The following is a 25919-nucleotide window of genomic DNA, read 5'->3' as shown; positions in this document are numbered from 1 at the left end:
TTCGTCGATCGTCGGCAGGCGCTTCTCGGCGAACTGGTGCTCGGTGAAGCCGCCGACCACGCGCACCCATTGCGGCGCGGGCGTGATCGCCACCTGCCGCTTGAGCATGTCCATTGCAAGCGCGAGCGACGGCACGCCGTCCCAACGCAGTTCCATGTTGTAGTTCAGGCCGCCGCGAATCACGTGGCAGTGGTTGTCGATCAGGCCCGGCAGCGCGCCGCGGCCCCCGAGATCGACGACCTTCGTCGCGCGGCCCGCGAGCGGCATCACGTCCGCGTCGTGGCCGACCGCGACGAAGCGGCCGTCCTTGATTGCGACGGCGCTCGCGCCGGGGTTCGCGCGGTCGAGGGTCGTGAACCTTCCGTTGTGAAGGATCAGATCCGGTTGAGTGGCGGGTGCGTTCATCAATGTGTCCTCGATCCAGTCAGAAACCGAGCCAGTGACGGACCGGTGCGACGGCCGCGACGCCGGCCAGCATGCCGGCCAGCCCGACCAGGGCAATCAGCGGCGGTGCGGGCGAGCGCACCTTGACCACGCTGTACATGACGCCGACCAGCATGCCGGCACCCAATGAAACGACATACGATTCCATACGCTCCTCACGACTGGATTAGAATGACCCGCATTTCCGCCCGCACGGGCGCCATGCGCACGCGGCGCGATCCGCTGCCGCCCCACCCGCTTCGCTTGCCCGCCACGCCTTCCAGCCATGCAACATCTTCCCGATCTCGAAGCCTGGGCCATCTTCGCGCGCGTCGCCGAGACCGGTTCGTTCGCCAAGGCTGCCGACCTGCTCGGCGTATCGCAACCGACCGTGTCGAAAGCGATCGCCCGCCTGGAAAAGCGCCTCGGCGCGATGCTGCTGTACCGCACGTCGCGCAAGCTGTCGCTCACGCCGACCGGCGAGCTGCTGCGCGATCGCGCGATCCGGCTGCTCGCCGATGCCGAGCTGATCGAAGGCGAAGCCTCCGCGCATGCGCTCGAACCGCACGGCCTCGTGCGCGTGAACGCGCCGATGTCCTACGGCCTGTGCAATCTCGCGCCGCTGTTGCCCGCGTTTCTCGAACGCTATCCGCGCGTCGACGTCGACCTCGTGCTGACCGATCACTTCGTCGACATCGTGTCCGGCGGCTTCGACGTCGCGATCCGGATCGCCGAACTGAACGATTCGTCGCTGCGTGCGCGCCGCCTGTGCGCGGTGCGCCGGCCGCTCGTCGCGTCGCCCGCGTATCTCGACCGGCACGGCCGGCCGACTCATCCGAGCGAACTCGACCAGCACGTATGCCTGACCTACACGAACATTCCGACACCCGAATACTGGCGCTTCCGCCACAAGACGTCGGGCGAGGAATTCGGCGTGCCGGTGCGCGGGCGCATTCGCGCGAACAACGCCGACGTGCTCTGCCCCGCGCTGATCGCCGGCCAGGGCCTCGCGCTGCAGCCGTCGTTCCTGGTGTGGAACGAGTTGCAAAGCGGCGCGCTCGAGGAAGTGATGCATGACTGGAAAATTCCCGATATCAACGTCAACCTCGTCACGCCGCCCGGCATGCTGCGCGCCGCGCGCGTGACGGCGTTGCTCGACTTTCTCGTCGAACACCTGTCGCACGCGCCGTGGGCGCTGCCGCCCGTCTGACCGGGCGGCAGCATGCGGCCGGTTACTTCGCCGGCACGGCCGGAATCGACTCGTGCGGCGTCGCGGTGCGCTGGGCGGCCTTGTGGACCATCGTGTACGCGTAGTCGACACCCATCCCGTACGCGCCCGAGTGTTCCTTCGCGATCGCCATCACCGCGTCGTAGGTGTCGCGGCGCGCCCAGTCGCGCTGCCATTCGAGCGCGACCTGCTGCCAGGTGACCGGCACGACGCCGGCCTGGATCATCCGCTGCATCGCGTAGTCGTGCGCGTCCTTCGACGTGCCGCCCGACGCGTCAGCCACCATGTAGATCTCGTAGTCGCCTTCGAGCATCGCGCAGAGCGCGAACGTCGTGTTGCAGACCTCCGCCCACAGGCCCGACACGACCACCTTCTTGCGGCCGTTCGCGGCCAGCGCGTCGCGCACCTTCTGGTCGTCCCACGAGTTCATCGACGTGCGTTCGAGCGTCTTCTGGTTCGGGAACACGTCGAGCAGTTCGGGGTAGGTGTAACCCGAGAAGCTGTCGCTCTCGACCGTCGTGATCGTGGTGGGGATGTTGAATGCCTTCGCGGCCTTGGCGAGCCCGACGACGTTGTTCTTCAGCGTCTGGCGATCGATCGACTGCACGCCGAACGCCATCTGCGGCTGCTGGTCGATGAAGATGATCTGGCTATTTTGGGGAGTGAGAACTTCAAGCTTGGGGTTGCTCATGGCGCGAATCATCCTTTGGTCTGGAAACGTTCAAGGCTTGCCTCGACCGGGATGGCGGAGGAGCCGGCTGTGCGTTGCTCCGGATTGGCGTGTTCCGGTTGCAGCCATTTAATCGGAAAAGTCGCGGCTCGAACATCCAAGAAATGGAATCGATCGAATTCCGAAAGAGGGGGTCTCCGAGGGCTGTCCGCCCTTTTTTTCCGCACGTAAACCCGATACGCTTCCAGCACATTGAAGGCACCGCCTTCGCGCCCGATCAGCCTATCACGAGAGGTTTTCATCATGAAACCGTATTTTCTGTCGCTGTTCGCCGGCATCCTCGCCGGCGTCATCTACGGCGCGCTCGGCGTGAATTCGCCGGCGCCGCCGATCATCGCGCTCCTCGGCCTGCTCGGCATGCTGGCCGGCGAGCAGATCCTCCCGCTCGCGCGCCGGATGCTGTCCGGCCACCGGCTCAATACCGCATGGCGCGACGCACAATGCAGCCAGCACATGTTCGGTACGCTGCCGGGCGGCGCCGCCAACGACCGCAAGCCGTCGTGACGCCAGGCTCATGACCAACGTCGAACTGTTTCATTACCTGCTGCTGTTGATCTGCGGCGCGGGCGCGCTCACGTGGCTCGCCGAACGCATCTCGATTCCGCCGGCCGTCGTGCTGCTGCTCGGCGGCTGCGTGGTCGCGGTCGCCGGCAAGCGTGTGCCCGACATGGACCCGGCGCTGCTGCTCGTGGCCGTGCTGCCGCCGCTGCTGATGTCGAGCGGGTTCTACACCGCGTGGAAGGAATTCCGGCAGGAGCTCGCATCGATCGCGTCGCTCGCGCTCGGCGCGGTGGTGTTCACCACCGTCGCGGTCGCGCTCGCCGTGCATGCCGTGAACCCGGCGCTGCCGTGGGCCGCCTGCTTCACGCTCGGCGCGATCGTGTCGCCGCCCGACGCGGTTGCCGCGAAGGCGATCCTGCAGCGCCACCCGCTGCCCGCGCGGCTCGTCGCGGTGCTCGAAGGCGAGAGCCTCGTCAACGATGCGTCGGGTCTGCTGCTGTACCAGATGGCCGTGTCGGCCGCGCTGGCGGTATCGATCACGGCCGCCAGCGCCACCGGCCTGTTCTTCTCGCTGACGCTGATCGGCATCGCGGTCGGCCTCGCGTGCGGCCATGCGATGTGCTGGGTGCTGCCGCGCCTGCGCGACCCGATGCTCGGCATCGTCGTGACCTTCGCGATGGCGTGGGGCAGCTACGGGATCGCGGAAGCCGTCGACGGCTCGGGCGTGCTGTCGGTGGTGACCTGCGGCCTCGTGCTCGGCGTGCGCCAGCATCGCGTGTTCGACGCCGACATGCGGATCAAGGCGAAGGCGACCTGGGAAGCGATCGTGTTCGTGCTCGACGCGCTCGTGTTCATCCTGATCGGCCTCGCGCTGCACGCGATCCTCGCACGCGTGAACCACGAAGGCGCGGTGCTGATGGCCGGCCTGCGCGTCGCGCTGCCCGCCACCGCCGCCGCGATCGGCGCGCGCCTCGTGTGGGTGTTCGTCGCGATGTGGCTGCCGGGCCGCCTGCGCGCGCCGCGCGCGGGCCACGCTCCGTGGTCGTGGCGCGAAGCCGTCGTGCTCGGCTGGTCGGGCATGCGCGGTGTCGTGAGCCTCGCGGCCGCGATCGCACTGCCGGCCACCTTCCCCGGCCGCGACCTGATCCTGTTCAGCACGTTCCTGCTGATCATCGCGACGCTCGTCGTGCAGGGCGGCACGCTCGCGCCGCTGATCCGCGTACTGAAGCTGCGCCCGGCCGCGCGGCACACGATGTCCGAACACGCCGTGCGCGCGCACACGTTCGGCGCGGCGCTCGCCGAACTCGACGCGCTCGAACAGCGCGGGTCGAGCCTCGAACGCCCTTCGCTCGACCGCCTGCTCGCCGAATACCGGAACCGCGTGACCTTCAACGAACGCGCGCATCGTCATGGCACCGAACCGGCCAACGTGCGGGCACGCATGCTGCGCGTCGAACTCGATCTCGTCGGCGTGTCGCGCCGCGCGCTGCTCGACCTGCATCGCGACGGCAAGGTCGACGACACGGTGCTGCACCGGATCGAATCGGAACTCGATTTCGAGGAGCTGCGCCTGCAGCGCCTGCTCGAACCCTGAAGCCCGGCCAAGCCGCCGCCTCCCCCTTTTCTCCTTATGGAACCGCAATGAGCGAACTGTCCGTCGAAGCAAGCATCGGCGCCGTCGATTACCTCGTCCACTTCACCGACGGCGTCCACCAGTGGCGCGCCGACGAGCCCACGCCGCTCGGCGGCGGCGACACCGCGCCGACGCCCGTCGCGCTGCTGCTGTCGAGCCTCGGCGCATGCACCGCGATCACGCTGAAGATGTATGCGCAACGCAAGGGCTGGCCGCTCGCCGAAGTGCACGTGAAGCTCGCGCACGAATCGGGCAGCGCGGGCAGCACGATCGTGCGCCGCATCACGCTCGACGGCGACCTGTCCGGCGAACAGCGCGAACGCCTGCTGCAGATCGCGAACGCATGCCCGGTGCACAAGATCCTCTCGCATCCGATCACCATCGACACGGCGATCGCCTGACGCGCCCCGTATCGACCACGAGAATCCCCACCATGTCCGCCTCGATCAAGACCCTGCTCACGCCGCGCGAAAGCGACATCGGCAACCTCGTCGTGCGCCGCGTGCTGCCCGCGCGCGCCGCGCGCCTCGTCGGCCCGTTCATCTTCTTCGACGAGATGGGGCCGGCCGTGCTGCCGGCCGGCCGCGGCATCGACGTGCTGCCGCATCCGCACATCGGCCTCGCGACCGTCACCTACCTGTTCGACGGCTCGCTGATGCATCACGACAGCCTCGGCTTCCGGCAGAAGATCGTGCCGGGCGACGTGAACTGGATGACGGCCGGCCGCGGCATCGTGCATTCGGAGCGCTCGCCCGACGAAGACCGGCCGCGCGAGCAGCCGGTGCACGGGATCCAGACCTGGGTCGCGCTGCCGGTCGAGCATGAAGACACCACGCCCGCGTTCGTCCATCATCCGGCCGACACGCTGCCGTCGTTCACACGTGACGGCACGACCGTGCGCGTGATCGCGGGTACCGCGTTCGGGCTCGCGTCGCCGGTCGCCGTGTTCTCGCCGACGCTCTACGCGTATGCGGAATTCGCGGCAGGCGGCACGCTCGCGCTCGATGCCGAACATGAGGAACGCGGCGTGTACCTGGTCGACGGCGACCTCGCCATCGACGGCACGCCGCTCGCCCCCGCGACGATGGCCGTGCTCGAACCCGGTGCGACCGTGGCGCTCGCCAGCGCAAGCGGCGCACGCGTGATGCTGCTCGGCGGTGCGCACCTGCCGGGCGAGCGTTTCATCGAATGGAATTTCGTGTCGAGCACGCGCGCGAAGATCGACGCGGCCCGCGCCGCGTGGGCCGACCAGACCTTCGGCAAGGTGCCGGGCGAAGAAAACGAATGGACGCGCCAGCCGGAACGCAAGGCGCAACAGGCGCAACAGGCCCAATAGGCAGGATCGCCCGCAGGCAACCGACGGCCGGCACGCATGCCGGCCGTCGTCCCGTCCGTCTTACGTCGACGGTTTCAATCCCATCAGCTTCGCCAGTGTCGGCCAGCGGTCGAGCGACTCGATGAACGCACGGCGCGCCTGCTCGTCGACATAGCGCCCGGGATCGAGCGCGGGCAGATGCCGCGCGAGGCCGAGCACGTCGTTCGGTTGCGACAGGCGATCGTCGTCGCCGTCACCGTGCAGCATTACTGTTCGTCGATCCATACGCCATCCGGAGTTTTCACCGAGTAACCCTCGGCCGTCTGCATCGTCACCGTGCCCTCGTTCTCGCCGACCATCCGCGTGCGCGGCAGGTCGGCCGCGTATTGCGCGAGCGTCGTGCCCGGCTTGAACGGGCTGTTCGACACGAGGTTCGACAGCAGTTGCGCGAGCGCGAGGAAGCTGGTCGGCTGGTCGATCACGGTCGTCGCGCCGTGATTGCCGGCAAAGCCGACGAGCCGCACGCCCACCGGCCCGTGCACGATGCGCGGCGTCGGGATCTCGCGCAGGCCCGCGACCTGGTACTTGTCGCCGCGCAGCGCGGCGCCGTGCTCGGGCACGAACACGATCACCGCACGGCGGCCGGATTGCGCGATCAGGTCGGCGAGGCGGTCGAAGTCGTTCATCATCTTCGTCACGCGCTGCGGATACGAGTCGATGCTCGTCAGCGAACTGCCGACGATCCGGTTGCCGTCGTGCAGGCTGATCGTGTTGTAGTACAGCGCGACCGGGCCTTGCACCGACGCGCGCTGCGCATACCAGTTCGCGAGCGTCGTGTAGTCGTCCTTGATCGCCGAGCCGTCGAACGCGTGCATCGCAACGGGCGCGGCCGCGTTCGAGATCATCGGCGCGTCGGCCACGCCGATGTTGTCGTGGATCACCTGCAGGAAATTGTCGAAGTGGCCGTCGTGGTTCAGCAGCGACTGCACCGAGTAACCGGCGCTCGCCAGTTGCGAGAACAGGTGGCACTGCTGCGGCGCGGGTTTGTACAGGTCGGCGTGCGCTTCCTGCCCGCAGCTCGCGCGCAGCACGCGGATCGCCGCCGGGCCGCTGTAGCTCGCGGCCGTGCTGAAGTTCGAGAACAGGTAGTCGAAATGGCTCAGCATCGGATGGTTGCGCGCCTTCGCGGCATCGAGGTCGTCCCACGACAGCGAGCAGATGTGCAGCACGATCACGTCGAACTGTGTGGCCGGATCGCTGCCGAGGTGGCCGAACGCGACCTGTCGCTGCGACTCCTGCGTGCGGAACGTCGCGAGCGCGGCGTTGTGGTCCTCGGGCTGGCCGGCGAGCGTCGTGCCCGCCGCGTTCGCCTGCTGCGGAAGCGGCGCGACGACACGCGCCATCAGCCCGCTGCCGGCCTGCCACAGCGGCATCACGACCAGCACGGCCAGCACGAAGGTCGCGACGCGCAGCCAGCGGTTGACGATGAAGTAGACGATCAGCACGCCGGCCACCGTCAGCACCAGCACGGGCGGCAGCAGGCGCGGCAGCAGCTCCATCCAGTAGTCGAGACGGAACGTGCTGACTTCCCGCGCGGCCTCGGCGAGACGGGCAAGCGGCGGCGCATGCAGCTCGCGCGCGAGCAGCGGCACCGCGATCGCGATCGCGACGACCTGCCGGACGATGCGCCACGCACGCCGCCGGATCGGCGCGCTCATCGCGAGCGCCACCGCGAACGCGAGGTTCGCGAGCCAGAACGGCTGCAGGTGCCCGGTCGCGAACAGCGCGAACTTCAGGATGAAATACAGATTCCAGAACGTCATCTAACCCACTCCATGATGAGCGCCGCGTCAGTCGCGCGCCCGATCGAGTTTCGGCGCCAGCATGGCCTGCAGGCCGCGCGCCGCACCCTTCCACATCCGTACATAGCCGTCCAGGCCGATGCGCAGCACTTCCTTCAGCCCGCGGAGCGGCGTGTCGACGCGCTGGCCTTCGTGCCAGTCGAGCCACGCGTCCGCGCGCCCGAACGTGCATTGCACGAGCTGGCGCTCCTGTTCGAGCGTCAGTTCCTCGAAGCTCACGCCGACATGGGTCGGCGTCACGCGGCTCACGCGCACCGGGAACGGGAACGGCCGGTCGCCGCGCGTCACGCACACCGTCAGCGTGTCGCCGACGGCGACCGGGAGCCCCGGCACCGCTTCGAGACCGAGGCCGCCCGTCGAGTAGTCGCTCGTGAAGCATGCGGCCGTCGAGCCGTCGGCGAGCAGCAGCGTGGCCGGCACGCGCATCGCGATCCGGTGCGTGACGCGCACCTGTTTGGTCTCGCGCGCGACGGCGAGCGCGGCGCCGAGCATCGCGAGGTTGTACACGGTCCAGCCGAGCGTGATCAGGATCGTCGACGCCTCGTCGCCCTGGTCGACCACGAGCCGCCAGATGCCGGCGAGGATTGCGAGCACGTTCAGCCCGAACAGCACGAGATACGGCTTCGACGTCGACCAGTCGACGTAGCCTTCGTCGATCTTGCCGCCCTTGTCGGTCACGTTGAACTTGCCGTGCTTCGGGCTGAAGAACGCGACGGTGGTCGGCAGCGCGATGTACCACGCGAGCACCGACTCGTAGACCTCGGCCCAGAACGAATGGCGGTAGCGCCCCTGCATCCGCGAGTTCGCGACGTTCGCGAGCACCAGGTACGGGATCACGTAGCTCGCGAGCGCCAGCGACGACGCGTTGATGAAGTACAGGTGGAAGAACAGGTACGCGAGCGGGATCGTCAGAAACACGAGCCGCGGAATCCCGTAGAAGAAATGCAGCATCGCGTTGCCGTAGCAGATCCGCTGGATCAGGCCGAGCCCGCGCCCGAGGAACGGATTGTCGATGCGGAAGATCTGCGCCATCCCGCGCGCCCAGCGCGTGCGCTGCTTCACGTGGCCCGCGAGGCTTTCGGTCGCGAGGCCGGCCGCCTGCACGGTCGGCAGGTACGCCGACGTATAGCCGCGCCGGTGCAGCTTGAGCGCCGTGTGCGCATCCTCGGTCACGGTCTCGACCGCGACGCCGCCCACCTCTTCCAGCGCGCTGCGCTTGAGCACCGCGCACGAGCCGCAGAAGAACGTCGCGTTCCACAGGTCGTTGCCCGACTGCACCAGGCCGTAGAACAGGTTGCCCTCGTTCGGGATCTCGCGGAACGTGCCGAGGTTGCGCTCGAACGGATCGGGCGAGAAGAAATGGTGCGGCGTCTGCACCAGCGCGCACTTCGGGTCGCGCAGGAACACGCCCATCGTCGTCTGCAGGAACGAGCGCGTCGGCACGTGATCGCAGTCGAAGATCGCGATGTATTCGCCGTGCGTCTTCGGCAGCGCGCGGTTGATGTTGCCGGCCTTCGCGTGGCGGTTGTCGTCGCGCGTCAGGTAGTCGATGCCGGCCTCGGCCGCGAACGCCGCGAACTCGGGGCGCCGGCCGTCGTCGAGCAGGTACACGCGCAGCTTCGCGCTCGGCCAGTCGATGCTCTGCGCGGCGAATACCGTCGGCTTCACGACCGACAGCGGCTCGTTGTAGGTCGGGATGTAGATGTCGACGGTCGGCCAGGTGTCGGGATCGTCGGGCAGCGGCACGATCGGCCGGTCGAGCGGCCACGCGGTCTGCACGAAGCCGAGCAGCAGGATCATCCACGTATAGGCTTCCGCGCCGTACAGCAGGTAGCCCGCGATGGCCTCGACGGGGCTGCGGAAATCGAGCGTCTGCGTGGTGCGCCACCACACGTAGCGCACCGTCGCGAGCAGCGCGAGCGACGCGAGCGCGAGCGTCGGCAGATGGCCCGGCAGGCGGCGCAGCATGAGCGCCAGCACCGCGACGATCGCGAAGAACGCGAACTGCGCGCCGGGCATCAGCGGCGACATCCCGGCCGCGGCCCACAGCAGTGCGCCGGCCACCAGCAGCAGCGGCGCGAGCCAGCGGCGCCGGCCGACGCCGTTCGCGCGCGCATCGAGCCAGCCGCCCCAGCGCACCCATGGCAGACGCTCGAGCAACGCGTTGATGCGCCGGCCGACCGCGCGCCCGGCCACGTAGACGGGCACGACGGTCTTGTCGAACCAGGCGAGCGGATCGCGCGCGGGGCGGCCGTCGGCCGCGCGCGGCGCCCGCACGATCGCACGCCACAGCCATTCGCGCGGGCTGAGCGGCTGCAGCACGCCCCACTCCTGCGCGAGCCGCAGCGACGCGACACGCACCCAGCGGCGCACGTGATCGGGCCGGCCGGGCGGCGGGGCGTGGAAGAACAGCCGCACGAGCCAGTCGACCAGCGTGCGTTGCGCGGGCAAGCCGATGCCGCGCGCGATCCAGTCGGCCGTGCGGCGTCCGAATGCGCGCAGGCGCGGCGCGATGCGCGCGTTCATCGCGCCGCTCCGCGGCGAACGGCCGCGCGTGCCGCCAGCCAGGTATCGACCCAGTTCGCGACGCCGTTCAGGTCGTGCGACGCCTGCGAATACGGTGCGTCGTCGAAGATCCAGCTGCCGCGCGCGAGCGCTTCGGGCACGGCCGCATCGACGTGGATGCGCTGCTCGAGCATCGACGCCGGCCCCGCGACCGCACGCAGCATCGCGAGCGCGTCGCGCTGCATGTCGCGCGCCGGATTCAGCCGGTTCACGACGATGTGCAGTTCGCCGCCCGCCCCGAGCGCATCGAGCCGCGCGGCCGTCGTCGCGCAGGCGGCCGGCTCGGGCGGCACGACGACGAGCGTCAGGTCCGCGCGGCGAATCGCCTGCTCGGCCTGCGTCGACGGATAGCGCGCGGTGTCGATCAGCACGACGCCGTCGGCCGGCAACGCGATCTCGTCGAGCGCGCGCGACAGCCACGCCGGATCCGCCGCGAGCCGCGCATCGCATGCGGCTGCGCCGGCCGCGTCGACCTGCCCGTAAGGCACGAACAGCACGCCATCGGCGTTGCGCCACGTGTGCGCATGCCACGGCTCGGCGCCGCCGAGCACGCTCTGCGCGAGGCCGTGCTCGGCCAGCGTGTCGAGGCCGAGCGTCGCGCCCATCAGGTTCTGCGCGTCGAATTCGACGGCGACGACCGGCCGGCCGCGGCGCGCCAGCAGCACCGCGAGCGCGGCCGTGAGCGTCGTGCGGCCCGCGCCCCCGGTCGTCGACGTAATCGCGATCGTCTTCATCGGGCCGCCTCGCCGTGACGTTCGTCATGCTCGCCACGCTCGCGCCCGGCGTCGGGCAGCAGCCGTCCGCGCAGCGCGACCGGCACGAGTTCGCACGGCACCGCGTCACGCCGGTCGATCCCGCGCGGCGCGTGAAAGCCGCGGCCGACGCCGAGATGCTGCGCGACGATCCACACGGGCACCGCGATCGCGATGCCGACGATGAATCCGATGACGAGTTCGGCGATCATGCGACCCCCTCCTTGCGCAGCGGCATCGCGCTGCGGATGGCGCTGCGCTTGCGCGCGGCGAGAATGACGGGTTCCGGCGCCGCAGCATCGGCGGCCGCGGCGGCCGGCGTCGCACCGATCGCCTCGAGCGCGACGATCGTATCGATCGCGTCGATCGCACCGCTCACTTCGCTCGCGTCGGGCAACGCGTCGCCGGGCCCGGTGCGCGCGAGCGGGGCGCGACTGGCGCCCGCCGGCTGCGCGGTCCCGAACAAATCGCTGTAGTCGGCGATCGGCGCACGCCGGTTCTCGGCCTTCAGCGCGTTGAGTTCGGTATCGATGCTGCCCTGCCCGAGACACACGACGCGGTCGGACAGCGTGTCGACCGGCACGTCGAAGATGCGCGCGAGCGCGTCCTCCGCGTCCGCCGGTTCGCACGCGAACAGGAACACGTACAGGTGCGCGGCATCGGCCGTCACGACGTCGCCCGCGCGGCGCGGGCGGCAATGGCGCAGCGCGTCGACGTGCGACACGCCGGGCAGCAGCGCGATCTTCGCGAGCGTGTGCGGCAGCGCGAGCACGGCGCCGCGATCGAGCACCGCGCGAATCCGCAGGCAGAACGCGCCGACCGGCAGATAACCGAGCACCGAATCGCCGAGCGCGGCCGCGAGCGCCGCACGATAGTCGGCCGCGACGGGCCGCGCATAGAGCTGGCCGCGCAGTGCGTGCACGGCCCCCTGCAGTCGCGATACCGGCAGGTCGCGTGCGATGACGCGGCTCGCGCCGACGCTCAGCACGAGCATCTCGAACTGCTGGCGCAGCACTTCGCCGCGCTCGACGACCGCGATCTTCAGCGCACCGCCGCACTGCCGGCGCAGCGTGTGCACGTCCGCGCACAGCGCTTCGAGCTGCGCATGCGAACGGAACGCGAGCACCGCGGTCGCGGCCTGGGCACGCGCGCAGGCGGCAACGACGGCCGCGTTGTCCTCGACGATTTCCCAGCCCTGCGGCGCGCGGTTCGTGCCGTCGAGCACCGCGCGGCTGACGACGACGCGATCCTCGTCGCTCGCGAGCTTCATCCGGTTCGCCGGCTCGGTCGCGCCGCCGTCGATGCTCGCCGACAGCCGGCCGCCCGGCGCGAAACGCAGCGGCCGTACCTCGCCGGCCGCGAGCGTATCGCCCGCCCGCCAGAAATCGACGATCCACAGCAGCTCGCCGTGGGTGCGCTGCAACTGCGCGACGCCCGAGCAGATACCGTGGAAACCGCTGCGCGGCGTGCGATCCGCATCGCGCACGAGCGGTGCATCGTCGGTGCGTGCCGCGTCGTCCGCGCGGGGCGCTTCGGGATCGAGCAGCAGCACGAGCGCGATCCGGCGCGTGCGGCACCAGTCGGCGAGTGCGTGCGCCTCGTCGGCGAGCGCGATCGGGTCGTCCCAGCTGAACCAGCGCTGCGCGCCCTCGACGAAATACAGCGAGCGTGCGCGAAAGCCGTAACGCTTCATCGCGCGCAGGCCGCCGGTCAGCCGCGCGAACGGGCCCGGTGCCGCGCGGCGCGGTGCGTCGGCCGTCGCGCCCGTGCCTGTGCCGGCGCCGTCACCGCCGGCCGGATCGGCCGCGGGCGCGGGCGGCATCGCGAGCACGTTCAGGTTGCGCGGCCAGCCGGCCGGATGCGCGCCGTCCGCGAAGCCGCGCGCCCGCATCTGCCCGGCAACGTGCGCCGCGTCGCGCGCGAGCACGACCGTCACGTCGCGCGTGCGCGCCTGCCGTGCGCTCTCCCACACGAGCGCATCGCAGGCCGGCGTACCGCCGGCCGCGTAGATCGCGTACAGGCCGCCCGCTTCCAGCTGCGTCCACGCGTCGGGCAAGCCGTCGATCGCGAGCCGGCTCACCGTGCCGGCGCGGCCGCCGGCCGGCCCCGCGCCCAGCAGCGCACGCAGGCGGCCCAGCAGGCCGGCGGCGCCGAGCGCGGGACGGGTGGCATCGATTTCCGTATTCACGGCGCGTTCCCCTAGTAATCCGAATAAAGCCGCACGGGTGTCGGCGTGACGAGCCAGCTGCGTTGCGCACGGGCGTCGAACGCATAGCGCAGGTACACGAGCGCCGAACTCGGCGCGTAGTCGTGCGACCGGTCGACGTGCAGCTGCGCGCCGACGCTCAGGTGCGGGTTCACGCGATACTCGACGATCCCGTTGACGCCGTACGAGAACGACACGCCGCGCGTCGAGCTGCCCGCGTACACGAACCCGGCCGCCACCTGCGCGGCCCGCTGGTCCGAGAACGTCGGGTAATACAGCGAATCCTTCTCGTAGCTGTTCGAGATCCCGCCCGTGACGGTCAGGTCCCACGACAGCGCATCGTGCCGCCCCGCCCATTCGATCGGCACGCCGAGCGACAGATAGCGCTGCGGGCTGTAGTAACCGCCCTGCCCGTACGTGTAGTAGCGCAGGTTCTGCGCGTAGTGCCACGCGTTGCCGACGAGCCCGGTGCTGACCTTCATCGTCGCGCGCTCGTACACGGGCACCGTGAAACCCGTGCGCAGCGTGACTTCTGCGTTGCGCTCGACGTTTCGGCCGGACAGCACGCCCGCGCCGAGTTCCGCGAACAGGTTCGTGCGGCCGACGTCGACCGACGCGCGCAGGTTCACGCCGTCGCGGCGCACGCCGCCCCAGACCGCGCCCGTCCACGGGTCGCGCATCCCCGCGTACGACAGCACGCTGCTCGTTTCCGGCCGCCGCGACGCGTTCACCGAGAAGCTGGCCGGGCCCGCGTCGAAGCGATAGCGCACACCGCCGACGAGGTAATGCACGGGAAAACCGAGCGGCGACGTGCCGAGGTCGACGCGCCATGCGTCCGACAGATAGCCGGCACCGAGCGCGACGCCCGTCGTCGACTGGTGCAGCGAGCCCGGCGGATTCGCGATCGATGCGGGCGTCAGCGCGTTCTGCGCCCTGAGCGCCGCGAACGTGCCGAAGGTCTTGAGCGAATACGCATTCGGGTTGCTCGTATCGAGCGTGCCCGGGTCGAGATGCACGGTGTCGATCTGCGCGAACACATGCCCGTCGTAGCGGACCGGCATCTGCATGTAGATCGGCACCTGCTGCGCGCGATACGAAGAGATCCCTTCGTCGCCCGACTTGTACGCAGGCGTCCAGCCGGTCTCGATCTCGGGATTGCGCCGCTGCTCGAGATCCGCGAACGCGGCCTGCGCGGACGTCAGGCCGTCACGGCCCGGGCTCACGCCCGTCGCACGCTCCTGCGACTGCGACAACCGGTACAGCGACGCCGCGTCGTCATAGCGGCCCTGCGCCTCGGCCACGCGCCCGGCCGCGACCGTCACGTCGGCGCGCGCCGGATACGCGGCATGCAGCCGGTCGGTCACCTGCGCGGCTTCGTCCGCGCGGCGCAGCGCGTTCAGGCGGCGCACGGCCGACAGTTGCGTGTCGACGTCGTCGTCCGGCGTGCGCGCGAGCACCGCCTGCACGCGCGCCAGCGCGGCGGCACGGTTGCCGCTGTCCTCGTCGATGCGTGCCAGCGCGAGCTGCGTATCGGCATCGTCCGGCGTGCGCGCGACGACCGGCGCGAGCGCATCGCGCGCCGCGTCGTAACGGCCTTGCGCGCGTTCGAGATCGGCCCGTTCGAGCGCATGACGCTTGTCCGCGCGGCCGGCCGGGCTCGCCCGATCGAGCAGCTTGCGCGCCTGCGCGTAGTCCTGTCGTGCGATCGCATCGTCGGTCTGCCGCAACACGAGCCGCAGCGACTGGTCCTCGATCCGCGCCGTCTGCGCGGGCGTCAGCGACGGTTCCCGGCGCAGCGTGTCGAGCCACGCGGCAAGCGCGTCGTCGCGCCCCGCGCTGCCGAGCAGGTCGCCATAGCGCAGCCTCACGTCCGTATCGGCTTCACGCGGGTGCGCGGCGATCCAGTCGTGCAACGGTGCGAGGCCGCGATCCGGTTCGCCCGCGTCGATCCATTGCGCGCCGATCGCGGCGAGCATGTCGGGATCGTCCGGCGCGCTCGCCTGGGCCTGCGCGAGCGACGCGGCGAACGCCGTGCGGTCGCCGCGCGCGAGCGCACCGCGTGCGTCGGCCAGCGCGCGTTGCGCATCGAGCTTGCGCGCAAGCGCGCGCATCCCGTCCGTACGGTGCGCGTCGTCGACCGGCGCGAGCGCGGCCTGCGCGCCCGCCACGTCGTCGAGCGAATTGCGATACAGCGCGGTCGCGTAGCGCATCTCGGGCGTCGCGCCTTGCGCGAGCCCGTCGTCCATCACCGTGCGGCCGAGTTGCGGCAGCCCCATGTCGCGATAGAGGCGCGCGAGCGCGAAGCGCGTCCACGGCGCGTCGGGCACCGCGCGCACGGCCGCCTCGTAGCGCTGCGCGGCGGGCCCGCGTTCGCCCTTGTCCGCCAGCACGCGCGCCTGGTCCGCGAGCAGGTCGGCACGCAGGCCGTCGAGCGCGTGCCGGTCGTCGCGGCCCGTCACGCGGCCTTGCAGAGCGTCGAGCAGCGGGCCGATCCGGTCCGCGCGGCTGGTGTTCTGATACAGCGTGGCCGTATCGCGCACGGCCGCGAGGCTCGGCGAACGCGCGGCCAGCAGCTCGCGCAGCAACGGCTCCGCGCGCGCCCAGTCGCGCTGCGCGAGCAACGCATCGGCAAGCTGCAGCTTCGCGTCCGGACTGTCCGGCTGCATCGCGAGTGCCGCACGCGCCGCGCGCTCCGCGTCCTGCGGACGTCCCGCAGCCGCCGCCGCGCGGCCTTGCGCGAGCAGCCCCCAGAACTGCGCGGTGCGCGCGAGGCCCTGCCATTTGCCGCGCTGGTCGGTCGCGAGCGTCGCGGCGCGCGTGAACAGCGCGCGCGCCTCGTCGTGCCGCCCTTCGCGCAGGCGCAGCAGGCCGAGCCCGCCGACCGCGTCGGCGTCGTCCGCGCGTGCGCGCGCGGCGCGCGTCAGCAGCGGATCGGCGCCGGCCAGGTCGCCGCGCGCGAGCGCCTGCAGGCCGCGCTGCTGCGCGATGTAGTCGGGATTGCGCTCGAGCCGGCGCTGCGCGTCGCGCTGGCGATCCAGTGCCGCCGCGCGATCGACGAATTCGGTGTCGTCCGGCACGAGCACGAGGTACGCATGCAGCGCATCGAGGTACGCGGGATCGCTGCCGGCCGACTGCAGCACGCGCCGCCACTGCGCCATCGCCTCCGTATGGTCGGCGTCCGCGCGCTTCGCGAGCGCCCACGCGAGCCGGTTCGCCTCAGGCCGCGTGTCGGCACGCTGGTTCAGGAGCCGCACGAGCGCCATCGCCGCGCTCGTGTCCTGCGGATCGGCCGCGACCGCGCGGCGCAGCGCGGCGATCGCCGGCTCGCGCCCGCCCGGCGCATTCGACACGATCTGGTAGTACTCGGCGCCGAGCGCGCCCTCCGGCGCACCGTTCGGAAACAGCGCGACGATCCGCCGTGCCGCCTCGTCGGCACGGCCGCTGCGCGCGAGCAGACGGATCTGCGCCATCTCGCCGCGCCCGCTCGTCGCGACGCGATATTCGTCGGCGACCCGCCGCGTGGCGGGCGCATTCGGCGACTGTGCCTGCAGGCGCGCGAGCGAGGCCTGCGCGCCTTTCGCGTCGCCGAGCCGCAGCAGCACGCGAACCTGTTCGGCCAGCAGCTCGGGATCGCCCGGCGCGATCAGCAGCCCCTTGCGCAGCGCGTCGCGCGCCAGGTCGTCGCGATGCTTGACGCCCCACATCCGCGCGGTTTCAAGCTGGCGCTGCGCATCGGCGGACGCGGCGGCCGCCGGCGTCGCGGAAGATGCCATCGTCGTGCCCGGCGTGGTGCCCGGCGCCGCCGCGCACACCGACGACGCGAGCCACGCGAATCCCGCGACGTGCGGCGCGGCGCGCTTCAGCGGGCGGCGCACGAGCGGCCTCCCCAGCGGGCGTCGAGCGTGCCGTCCGCGCCGAACCGGTAGCGTCCGTCGCGCCAGCCGAGCCCGAACAGCGTCAGCACGCTCGTGTAGTAACCGGGCGCCGACTGGCGCGCGAGCGTATCGACACGCGCCGCCTGCGCATCGGCGAGCGCGCGCTGGCCGCGCGCGTCGAGGAACGGCACGGCGGCCGCCGAAAACCCGCCGTTGCCGTCGTTCGGCCCCGCGACGCCCGTCGTCGTATCGACCTTCTCCGGCGGCGCGCCATGCGCGGCGATGTAGTCGGCGAACGGCGCAAAGCGTGCGAGCAGCGGCGCGGCGAGCGGATCGGCGCGGTCGAGCATGCCGGCCCACAGGTACACGCGGATCGCGTTGTACGCGCTCTGCGCATGCGTGTCGCGATCGGGCCCGAAACCCGTGCCCGCGCGATACAGCGCCCAGTCGGGCGAAAAGCCCTTCGGTGCCGTGTCGAGCAGCACGCGGCCGGTGCTGGCGGCGAGCGCGGCCCAGCGCCGGTCGTCGGGCAGGCGCGCGCCGAGCGCGCGGATCACCTGCGGCGGCGAATAGCTCGGGTTCAAACGCCACTGACCGTCGGCCAGCTTGAACCCCGTCGGCCCCGGCAGCAGCGTGAGGCCGAGGCCCGGCACGGTCGCGGTCTCGTCGTCGAGCACGCGCTTCGCGAGCAGCGCGCCGCGCGCCGTGTAGCTGCGCTCGTGCCACAGCCGTCCGGCCTCGACGAGTGCATACGCGATCCACAGGTCGGCGTCCGACGCCGCGTTCGCGTCGAGCACGCGCCACGCGCCGTCGGGCGCACGGCCCCACAGCCACGCCGGCAGGTGCGCGCTCAGGTCGCCCTGCGCGAGATTGTTCTCGGTCCATGCGAGGATCGTGTCGAACATGCGCCGGTCGTTCGCGACCAGCGCGAAGAAGAGTCCATACGCCTGCCCCTCCGACACCGTGCGTGAATCGGCCGAGCCGACGTCGATCACGCGGCCGTCGGCCGAGATGAAATCGCGCTTGAACGCGTCCCAGCGCGGCCACGCCGCGCCGCATCCTGCATCGGCCGCGTCAGCCGCACCCGCGGCGTGCGCGCGCGAGGCCATGCCGGCTCCCGCGCACGTCATCGCCACCGCCAGCGCGAGTGCCGCGCCGACGCGCCGCGCCGGCCGCGTTGCCCGTCGCTTCGCCATAACCCGCGCCATCCGTTACATCCCCCGTCGACGCGCGGCGATTCTCTGCAGCACGCTGAACACGCCGAGCGCGAGCAGCAGCCCCGCGACCACGCCGACCGCACCGAGCACGACCGGATGCCGCGCCGCTTCCGTCCACACGCGCGCATACCACGGCACGAAGCCGACCACGTAAGGCTCGCCGACGCGCAGGCTGTCGACCTGCCCCGGCCGCACCAGCGCGAGGTCGCCCTGCAGCTGCGACACGAGCCCGGCGTTCTCGAACACGTCGAGCAGATCGCCGAGGCGCGGCTGGTCGGTCGCCGTCAGCGCGACCACGCTGCGCCCCCGGCTGCCCGGCAGCTCGAACCCGGCAAGCGCCGCGAGCGAACCCGTCTGCTCGATGTGCGCGCCGCCTTCGGCCAGGCCGACGCCGTTGCGCCAGCGCTCCTTCACCGAGAACGCGATGCGCGCGGTGCCTTCGCCGCCCGCGCTGCCCTGCTCGCCGATCACGAGCGGCAGCGCCGAGCGCCAGTGCGCGAGCAGCGGCGACGCGGGCGAGCCGTCGATCACGAGCAGGTCCTTGCTGCCCGACAGCGCGGCGACGTCGCCGGGCCGCGCGACCTGCACGCGCAGGGCCGGAAACCCGGTCCATTCGCCCATGTGGCCGAGCATCGTCAGGTAGGCCTCGAGCTCCTGCGGCGACGGCCGGTCGGGCATCACGACGGCCGTCTGCGACAGGTCGGCGAAGCGCGTGAACGGGAAGCCGCTGTTCGCGAAGAACGCGAGGTTCGGCAATTGCGCGTAATGGACGAAGTGCGAGAAGTCGATCGTCGAATCGGGATCGATCGCCGCGCGCTGCGGCTCGGTCGCCGTGCTCGAGCACAGGCCCGTCTTCTGCGAGTCGAGCGTGAAGCGGAACTGCAGCTGGTTGCCGCTGCCGACCCGGAACGCCGGGATGTCGACGTCGCTCGTCACGCGCCCTTCGGGCACCGACAGCAGCGGCAGCTGCATGCGGCCGTGCGCGTCCTCGGCTTGGGCCGGCCCGAGCCGGTACGACTTCACGAGCTGCTCGTTGATCTCGACGGCGAGCGTCGAGTTGTCCTGCACGGTCGGCGCCGTGTAGCGGTAGCGCAGCGTGATCGGCACGCCCGCGCCGTTCCACGAATGCAGATCGGCCGGCACGCGCAGGTTCAGGCGGATTGCGTCGGGCGTCGTGCCGCGCACTTCCAGCTGGCGCGTATCGGATACGAGCTCGCGGAACGCGATCGGCCGGTTCACGGGCAGCCAGCGCGGCGCGTCGTACGGCTTGCGCGGCGCGCCGGGATCGACGTGCGCGACCGTCGCCGCCGGCCCCGACAGCGCCGCGCGGCCCAGCACGAGCGTCGCGACCGCATCGTCGACCTCGGCCGCCGTGCGGCCCGTGACGACGAGCAGCTTGCGCCCCGGCGCGGCCGGGTTGTCGGCCACCGCGAGCAGCGGGCCGTTGATCGACGGCAGCGCGAGGCCGGCCGGCAGCGTCGCGGCCGTGCCGATCACCACCGCCTGGTCGTCCGTCGGCAGCCCGGACGACACCGGGAACCGCGCATGCCGGTAATCGGCCAGCGCGCCGAACCACGACGCGAGCACGCCCGCGCTGCGCAGCGTCGCCGAATCCGGCGACGCCGGCAGCACGAACGGCAACCGCACGCGGCCGTTGTCGCGCCGGTCGAAGAACGGCGCGGGCAGCAGCGCGAGATCGTTCGGCAGGCGCACCGGCGACTCGTCGAGGATCAGCTCGCTCTTCGGGCTCACGTCGGCCCACAGCGCCGAGTTCGACGGATCCTCGCAATGGTCGAGCGTGTAGTGCGCGATCAGGCGCAGGCCGATCTGGTTGAAATCCGAGAAGTAGCGCGGATCGATCGGGATTTCCTGCGTGACCGTCCGGCCCGCCTGCGCGGCGTCGAACGGAACGGTCGCGATCACCTCGCCGTTCACCGACACCTTCAGGTGCGACATCGGGAAGACCAGCGACGGTGAATAGGCGTAGGTCAGGCGCAGCCGCGCGCCGGTGACCACGCGGTCGAGCCGCACGCCTGCGTTGATCGTGCGCGCGTCGTCGGCGCCGCGCAGGCGCAGCGGATCGAACGCACCGAGCGACGCGAACGGCAGGTGCACCGTCGTCGCCGGCAAGCCGGCCGACGGCGTACTGGCCGCCGCGGGCGCGGGCGCGGCCGCGAGCACCGGCGCCGGCATCGCGCCCGAGGCCGCGGCGGCGGCGGCGGCCGGCACGGCCGGCATCGGTGCGGCCGACAACGCGGCGGCGTGAAACGCGCCGACCATGGCGGCCGACAGGACGAACAGCGACACGGCCGGCTTCATGCGCCGCTCCGTTTCGTCAGGATCGTCAGGTCATTCGTTGCATCGGAACCGATGCGCGCAAAGCAGCTATGCCCGTGAGTGAACAATCCCACTGCTTCCCCTCATATCTATCCAACTGGCCTGATTCATTTATCGAAACGATGCGGCGATTTCTTTAATCGCCTGTCATCGTGCTGCGCGCGCGCCTGGCACCGGCACGCGCCCATTCGTCACACTATCTCAAAAATAGGACAAAACTTACCCCGATTCGCGACGATGAAGCGAAAAAAACCTCAATCCAGTCGAAAATGCTGCGCGAGAGGGATGAATGGTAAGAATTGCGCCGTTGTCGCCCGACGGGCCGAACGGCATACTGCCGGCGCGGTTCGGCCGGCCGGCGGCGGTCCGTTGCAGACCGCCCCGAAACGCGCCGCCGCGAAGCGGCGCGTATGCTACCGCAATCCCGTGCCGCCGGACGTGCTTTCTTTCACGGAAAACTGACTTGAATCAAATCGCCGACACCGCCACTCCGTCCCCCGATACCCTGCTGCGCATCATTGCCGCCCAGACCGAGATCGCGAAGCTCGGCCTCGACCTCGGCAGCGTGATGGCCTATGTGGCCGAGCAGGTGCCGCAGCTCACCGGTGCGAGCGCCGCCGCGGTCGAATTCGCCGAGGGTGACGACATGGTGTACCGCGCCGCGTCGGGCACCGCGGCCGGGATGCTCGGCCTGCGGCTGCGGCGCTCGGGCAGCCTGTCCGGCCTGTGCGTGCAGCAAGGCGAGCTGCTGCACTGCATCGATTCGGAAACCGACCCGCGCGTCGATCGCGACGCATGCCGGCGTGTCGGCCTGCGCTCGATGCTCGTGATGCCGCTCACCCATGCCGACACGACGGTCGGCGTGCTGAAGGTGATGTCGCCGGAAGTCGACGGCTTTTCGCCAGCCGATGCCGGCACGCTGCGGCTGACGGCCGACCTGATCGCCGCCGCGATGTTCTACGCGGCGCGCAACGAGGCGAACGAACTCTACATGCGCGCGACGCATGACGCGCTCACGGGCCTGCCGAACCGCGCGCTGTTCTACGACCGCCTGCGGCAGTCGATGCACACGACGCTGCGCGCGAACGGCCGGCTCGGCATCCTCAACATCGACATGGACGGGCTGAAGCCGATCAACGACGGGTTCGGCCACCGCGCGGGCGACGCGGCGCTGCGCGAGATCGCCACGCGGATGCAGGGCGCGGTGCGGCGCTCGGATACGGTCGCGCGCATCGGCGGCGACGAATTCGCGGTGATCCTGCCGAACATCGGCAACCGCGACGATGCGCATGCGCAAAGCACGCGGCTCGCGCGCCAGGTCAGCGAGCCGTTCGAATTCGAGGGGCGCCCGCTGCGGCTCGGCGTCAGCGTCGGAATCGCGCTGCTGCCCGACGACGGCACCGACATGACCGCGCTGATCGAGCATGCGGACCAGGCGATGTATGAGGTGAAGCGCACGCGGTCGCAGCGGACGGCTCACGCGTAACGCGCACTCGAAGACGGCTTCCTCGATGCACGGGCGGCCGGAACGACAGCGTCGACCACGCGCGGCGAGCTCACACGGCCGCTGACTAGCCGATCTGCGAAACGGCAATCGCGAGCCCGACCACCAGCCACTGCACGATCGCGACGAGCACACCTGCGCGGCACAGCCCGACCGCGCCGCGCACGCGTGCGTCGAGCGCACGTCCGGCCTTCGACGCGTCGATCCAGCCGAGATCGGCGAGCGCGCGGTCGAGCGCGGCGAGGGCATCGTCGACCGATGCGTCGCCGGCCGCCGCGCGCGCAAGCGCGGCGAACAGCCGGCGGTCGATCTCGATCCGCACCGCAACCCACAGCGCCGCGATCCCCGACCCGGTGCTGACGACGGCCAGCAGCACGCGCGCGACCGTCGCCGGCGCCCAGCCCGATGCGATCCACCAGCCCGCGCCGGCCGCGGCCAGTGCGGCCGCGATCGCCCACGCGCCTGCATCGAGCGCGCCGCGCGCGGCGGCAATCCTGAATGGCGCGGACGGGTCGCGCATCACACACCTCCCACGCCGCGGCGGTGATCGATCCAGTGCTGCAGCACGGCCACGCCGTCGTCCGACCACACCGCATGCGGCCGCACCGCGCGCACCGCGGCCAGCGCGTCGCGCGCATCGCCGAACCCGCGTCGCGCCGCCAGCCACGCGGCCGCGCACAACACGCTGCGCCCGTAGCCGAGCGCGCAGCAGACCAGCACGTCGCGCCCTTCCCCGTGCAGGCGTTCGAGCGCCGCGACGGCCTGCGCAAGTTGCGCGGCCGTCGGCGCGACGAGGTCGAGCTGCGGCACGCTCGTATAGGCGAGCGATGCGTCGGCCGCCGCCCAGCGCGGCATTTCGGCCGTCAGGTCGACCAGTGCCGTGAAACCGTGGCGGCGCACGTCGGATGTGGTCGGCGTGCGGCCGAGCGACACGCGTTCGTCGATCCGCACCGGCGCCGGCTGCCGGAACGTCCACAGCCGCGAATTGACGAATGCGCCGGCGATCGTCGGCGCGAGCAGCCAGCGGATGACGACCGGGAAACGCCCGTGCGCATCCTTCTGGAACGCGCCGGGTGCGCCGCGCCGGTAGATCCACGCGACACACGCGAGCGCCAGCGCGACCCACCCGGCCGCCAGCGCCCAGCCGGGCGCGCGCGGCACGCACCAGAGCGCCACGAGCGCGACCGCCGCCGCGCCGAGCGCATAACGACGCGCGAGCGCGCGGCCGGCCGCGCCCGGCGACGCATCGGCGCCCGGCAGCCGGCCCGCGGCATCGCGCAGCGGGAACAGGAACAGCGCGAGACAGCCGACGGCCGCACCGGTCGGCACGTCGATCGCGTGATGCTGGTAGGTCGTCAGCACCGACACGCCGATCGCCGCGAACCAAAGATGGAGCACGACGCGCGCGAGCGTACCGCGCACGTGCTTCGCATAGACGGCCCACAGCACGACGAGCAGCCCGATGTGCAGCGACGGCGCCTGGTTGAACGGCTTGTCGAACCCCATCAGCAGCGTGAACAGCGTACCGGCCACGCCGCCCGCGTCGGGCCGCTCGAACCCGAAGCGCAGCGGCCACGCGATGAAGCACGCAACCGATACCAGTTGCACGGTCAACAGCCGTTTCATGTGATCGAGCAGGTCGGCGCGGCGCGTCCAGAAGAAGAACGACAGCGCATACAGCAGGTCGATCGACCAGTACGGCACGATCGTCCACGGCACGAACGGGATCGCGTGTTCCCAGCCGAACGCGAAGGTCGGCACCGCCGCACGGCGCGCGGCGAGCCAGTTCGCGAAGCCGTAGGTCGAGAAGAACACGGCGCCCATCACCGCGAGCCAGCCGAGACGCAGCGCGAACGACGCGTCGCGTGCGCCGGCCGCCGACGCCTGCGCCGCCAGGCCGCGCGCGTCGCCGCCGAATTCGCTCATGACGCGTCGACCCGCTGCGCGAGGCTGACCGTGAAAATGCCCATTTCGTCGATCCGCTGGTCGAGCTTGCGGAACCCCGCGCGCGCGACGAGTTCGTCCATCTCGGCCTGCGAGCGGCGGCGCATCACCCAGGTCGCCTCGCCGCGGTGATTGTTCAGTGCGCGCGCGATGAATTCGAGCTGCGGATGCCACGGCTGCCCCGTATAGACGAGATAACCGCCCGGCGGCACGGCCTGCGCGAGCCCGCGCAGCGAGCGCTCGATCAGCGCGTTCTCGCCGAACAGTTCGTAGAGGCCCGACACGATCGCGAGCGTCGGACGCGGCTCGAGCGTCGCGAGCGACGCCTCGTCGAACGCGTCGCCGCGCTCGAAGCGCGCGATCGGCTCGAGGCCGCGCTGCGCGATCAGCACGCGCCCGGCCTCGACGTTCGGCGGGCTGTAGTCGCGCAGCGTGATGTCGTCGGGCGCCGCGCCGTCGCGTTCGGCGGCCGACGCGATCGCGTCGAGCACGTAGCGCCCGTGCCCGGCCGCGATGTCGACGATCCGCACCGGCGTGCCGTGGCCGCGCAGGCGGCCGATCGCCGCGCCGATCAGCTCCTGCAGATGCACCTTGCGCTGGCGGATGCCGACCCAGCCCGGCGAATCGAGATACGTGCGGTCGATCAGCGCACCGACGCCGAGCCGCCCCTGCGCGCGGTTGCGATACACGTAATCGAGCGTCGAGCCCGAATCGAAACCGAGCCGCAGCCCCAGCGCGATACCGTCCGACAGCGCGCCGCCGGCCTTCAGGCCGGCTCGCGTGAGCGCCCAGTACGCACGCGCGAACGCATTCGCGGGCGGCCGGCCGAGCGCCGCGTATTCGTCGTGGAACGCACCGCGCCGGTCGGCATCGGCGAGCGACACGCGCGGGCTCGGCGCATCGAATTCGCGCAGCACGAATGCGCGCAGCGGCGCGAGCGCCTGCGCGCGATCGCGTTCACCCAGCGTGTCGTGATAGAAGCCCGGCAGCACGATGCGCTCCTTGCGCGCGGCGCCGAGGCGTTCGAAGAAGCGGTCTTGCGGGCCGCGATGCACGACCCAGTCGGCGCCCGAGATCAGCAGTTGCGTCGGCACGGTGATCGCGGCCGCATCGGCGACGATCCGCTGCGCGGTGTCGTGCAGGTCGAGCAGCATGTTGACCGCGATCGGCCGCGTGATCAGCGGATCGGACGCATAACTCGCGATCCGCTCGGGATCGTGCGTGAGGAATTTCGGCTTCACGTAGCTGTTCACGTAGAACAGCCCGCGCAGCTTGTGCATCAGCCGCAGGCCCGGTCGCGCGAACGGCACGTAGAGCTTGATGTGAAACGCCGGCGACGCGACGACGAGCGCGCGGATCGGCGGCGCGTAGTCGTGCACCCAGGTGGCCGCGAGCACCGCGCCGACGCTCTGGCCGACCACGGCCATGTCCTCGATCGCGATGCCGTGCGTGTCGCGGATATGTTCGACGAAGGTCTGCAGGTCGCGTACCGACGCGGCCGCGCTCGGGCTGTAGCCGCGTGCGCCGGGCGAGCGGCCGTGGCCGCGCGCATCCCACGCGAAGAACGCGAAATCCGGCAGGTCGAGCTCGTCGACGAGATGCGCGACGCGCGCCGAATGTTCGTGGCCGCGATGCAGCAGCACGATGGCGCCGCGGCAGCGCGGGCCCGTTGCGGGCCAGTGACGATAGAACAGCGTTTCGCCGTCGTGCGTGATGAAGTCGGCCTCGCGGGCCAGGCGTGCGCTCATGCGTTTTCTCTCGTTTCGTTATTCGAATCTTGGTGCGCCGCCCTCCGGCGCCCGGTACCGCCACTGCCTTTGACTGCCT

The 25919-nt window shown here is 71.0% G+C and carries 22 protein-coding genes; 6 read left to right on the top strand and 16 right to left on the bottom strand.

Annotation, left to right across the window (positions count from 1 at the left end; all coding sequences use genetic code 11):
• Both ACTJLD_RS38085 and ACTJLD_RS38080 read right to left on the bottom strand, forming a co-directional pair.
• A partial coding sequence (locus tag ACTJLD_RS38085; RefSeq protein WP_440661378.1) for an amidohydrolase family protein occupies positions 1–405 on the bottom strand: 405 nt, incomplete at its 3' end.
• A gap of 19 nt (positions 406–424) precedes the next feature.
• The gene (locus ACTJLD_RS38080) at positions 425–592 is read right to left on the bottom strand and encodes a DUF1427 family protein (RefSeq protein WP_021160826.1); all 168 of its coding nucleotides are present in this window, start codon (positions 590–592) and stop codon (positions 425–427) included.
• 117 nt (positions 593–709) lie between these two features.
• Here ACTJLD_RS38080 and ACTJLD_RS38075 point away from each other — a divergent pair, with 117 nt between their 5' ends.
• Positions 710–1633, top strand: a complete 924-nt coding sequence (locus tag ACTJLD_RS38075; RefSeq protein ID WP_027787768.1) for a LysR family transcriptional regulator — start codon at positions 710–712, stop codon at positions 1631–1633.
• 22 nt (positions 1634–1655) lie between these two features.
• Here ACTJLD_RS38075 and ACTJLD_RS38070 read toward each other — a convergent pair whose 3' ends face one another.
• Both ACTJLD_RS38070 and ACTJLD_RS38065 read right to left on the bottom strand, forming a co-directional pair.
• On the bottom strand, positions 1656–2342 hold the full coding sequence (locus tag ACTJLD_RS38070) for a hydrolase (protein WP_440661377.1): 687 nt from the start codon (positions 2340–2342) through the stop codon (positions 1656–1658).
• Between the two features lie 8 nt (positions 2343–2350).
• Entirely contained in the window at positions 2351–2626 is a 276-nt protein-coding gene (locus tag ACTJLD_RS38065) for a hypothetical protein (protein WP_138143315.1), read from the bottom strand.
• Between ACTJLD_RS38065 and ACTJLD_RS38060 the strand changes: the two genes are divergently transcribed.
• From ACTJLD_RS38060 to ACTJLD_RS38045, 4 genes are read left to right on the top strand one after another with little or no spacing between them, the layout of a single operon-like run.
• Entirely contained in the window at positions 2625–2885 is a 261-nt protein-coding gene (locus ACTJLD_RS38060; RefSeq protein WP_027787770.1) for a DUF1427 family protein, read from the top strand. The genes ACTJLD_RS38065 and ACTJLD_RS38060 overlap by 2 nt on opposite strands.
• Positions 2886–2895: 10 nt before the next feature.
• Complete coding sequence (locus ACTJLD_RS38055; protein ID WP_027787771.1) at positions 2896–4476, top strand: cation:proton antiporter; 1581 nt, start codon at positions 2896–2898, stop codon at positions 4474–4476.
• 47 nt (positions 4477–4523) lie between these two features.
• A complete protein-coding gene (locus ACTJLD_RS38050) occupies positions 4524–4916 on the top strand; it encodes an OsmC family protein (protein ID WP_021160831.1) in 393 nt (130 codons plus the stop codon).
• Positions 4917–4948: 32 nt separating this feature from the next.
• Positions 4949–5851: a pirin family protein gene (locus tag ACTJLD_RS38045; RefSeq protein ID WP_059695728.1), complete on the top strand. Its 903-nt coding sequence runs from the start codon at positions 4949–4951 to the stop codon at positions 5849–5851.
• A gap of 60 nt (positions 5852–5911) precedes the next feature.
• Here ACTJLD_RS38045 and ACTJLD_RS38040 read toward each other — a convergent pair whose 3' ends face one another.
• From ACTJLD_RS38040 to bcsB, 9 genes are read right to left on the bottom strand one after another with little or no spacing between them, the layout of a single operon-like run.
• Positions 5912–6115 (bottom strand): hypothetical protein, encoded by a 204-nt coding sequence (locus tag ACTJLD_RS38040; RefSeq protein WP_027787773.1) that lies wholly within the window; start codon positions 6113–6115, stop codon positions 5912–5914.
• Positions 6097–7653, bottom strand: coding sequence for a cellulose biosynthesis protein BcsG (gene bcsG / locus ACTJLD_RS38035; protein WP_060312201.1), 1557 nt, complete (start codon positions 7651–7653; stop codon positions 6097–6099). Before bcsG ends, ACTJLD_RS38040 begins: the two co-directional genes overlap by 19 nt.
• A gap of 27 nt (positions 7654–7680) precedes the next feature.
• Positions 7681–10218 (bottom strand): UDP-forming cellulose synthase catalytic subunit, encoded by a 2538-nt coding sequence (gene bcsA / locus ACTJLD_RS38030; RefSeq protein ID WP_440661372.1) that lies wholly within the window; start codon positions 10216–10218, stop codon positions 7681–7683.
• A complete protein-coding gene (gene bcsQ / locus ACTJLD_RS38025) occupies positions 10215–10991 on the bottom strand; it encodes a cellulose biosynthesis protein BcsQ (protein WP_027787776.1) in 777 nt (258 codons plus the stop codon). The genes bcsA and bcsQ overlap by 4 nt, the downstream gene beginning before the upstream one ends.
• Complete coding sequence (locus ACTJLD_RS38020; protein ID WP_226256043.1) at positions 10988–11221, bottom strand: hypothetical protein; 234 nt, start codon at positions 11219–11221, stop codon at positions 10988–10990. The genes bcsQ and ACTJLD_RS38020 overlap by 4 nt, the downstream gene beginning before the upstream one ends.
• Positions 11218–13197 (bottom strand): cellulose biosynthesis protein BcsE, encoded by a 1980-nt coding sequence (gene bcsE, locus ACTJLD_RS38015; RefSeq protein ID WP_440661370.1) that lies wholly within the window; start codon positions 13195–13197, stop codon positions 11218–11220. The genes ACTJLD_RS38020 and bcsE overlap by 4 nt, the downstream gene beginning before the upstream one ends.
• Before the next feature lie 11 nt (positions 13198–13208).
• On the bottom strand, positions 13209–17090 hold the full coding sequence (locus tag ACTJLD_RS38010; RefSeq protein ID WP_440661368.1) for a cellulose synthase subunit BcsC-related outer membrane protein: 3882 nt from the start codon (positions 17088–17090) through the stop codon (positions 13209–13211).
• Complete coding sequence (gene bcsZ / locus ACTJLD_RS38005; RefSeq protein ID WP_440661366.1) at positions 17075–18298, bottom strand: cellulose synthase complex periplasmic endoglucanase BcsZ; 1224 nt, start codon at positions 18296–18298, stop codon at positions 17075–17077. Before bcsZ ends, ACTJLD_RS38010 begins: the two co-directional genes overlap by 16 nt.
• 3 nt (positions 18299–18301) lie before the next feature.
• On the bottom strand, positions 18302–20626 hold the full coding sequence (gene bcsB, locus ACTJLD_RS38000) for a cellulose biosynthesis cyclic di-GMP-binding regulatory protein BcsB (RefSeq protein WP_440661364.1): 2325 nt from the start codon (positions 20624–20626) through the stop codon (positions 18302–18304).
• Positions 20627–21107: 481 nt separating this feature from the next.
• Between bcsB and ACTJLD_RS37995 the strand changes: the two genes are divergently transcribed.
• Positions 21108–22130, top strand: a complete 1023-nt coding sequence (locus tag ACTJLD_RS37995) for a sensor domain-containing diguanylate cyclase (RefSeq protein WP_244101948.1) — start codon at positions 21108–21110, stop codon at positions 22128–22130.
• Between the two features lie 85 nt (positions 22131–22215).
• Here ACTJLD_RS37995 and ACTJLD_RS37990 read toward each other — a convergent pair whose 3' ends face one another.
• The 3 genes from ACTJLD_RS37990 to ACTJLD_RS37980 are packed head-to-tail and all read right to left on the bottom strand — an operon-like array spanning position 22216 to position 25840.
• Positions 22216–22668: a hypothetical protein gene (locus ACTJLD_RS37990; protein ID WP_059695710.1), complete on the bottom strand. Its 453-nt coding sequence runs from the start codon at positions 22666–22668 to the stop codon at positions 22216–22218.
• On the bottom strand, positions 22668–24074 hold the full coding sequence (locus tag ACTJLD_RS37985) for a phosphatase PAP2/dual specificity phosphatase family protein (RefSeq protein WP_440661361.1): 1407 nt from the start codon (positions 24072–24074) through the stop codon (positions 22668–22670). The genes ACTJLD_RS37990 and ACTJLD_RS37985 overlap by 1 nt, the downstream gene beginning before the upstream one ends.
• Positions 24071–25840 carry a bifunctional alpha/beta hydrolase/class I SAM-dependent methyltransferase gene (locus tag ACTJLD_RS37980; RefSeq protein WP_059682197.1) on the bottom strand — a complete coding sequence of 590 codons (1770 nt, stop codon included), beginning with the start codon at positions 25838–25840 and terminating at the stop codon, positions 24071–24073. Before ACTJLD_RS37980 ends, ACTJLD_RS37985 begins: the two co-directional genes overlap by 4 nt.
• Between the last annotated feature and the right edge of the window lie 79 nt (positions 25841–25919).

Source organism: Burkholderia sp. 22088 (assembly GCF_052045915.1).
In the GTDB taxonomy this organism is placed as follows: domain Bacteria; phylum Pseudomonadota; class Gammaproteobacteria; order Burkholderiales; family Burkholderiaceae; genus Burkholderia; species Burkholderia cepacia.
This window is presented reverse-complemented; position numbering and strand designations above follow the sequence as displayed.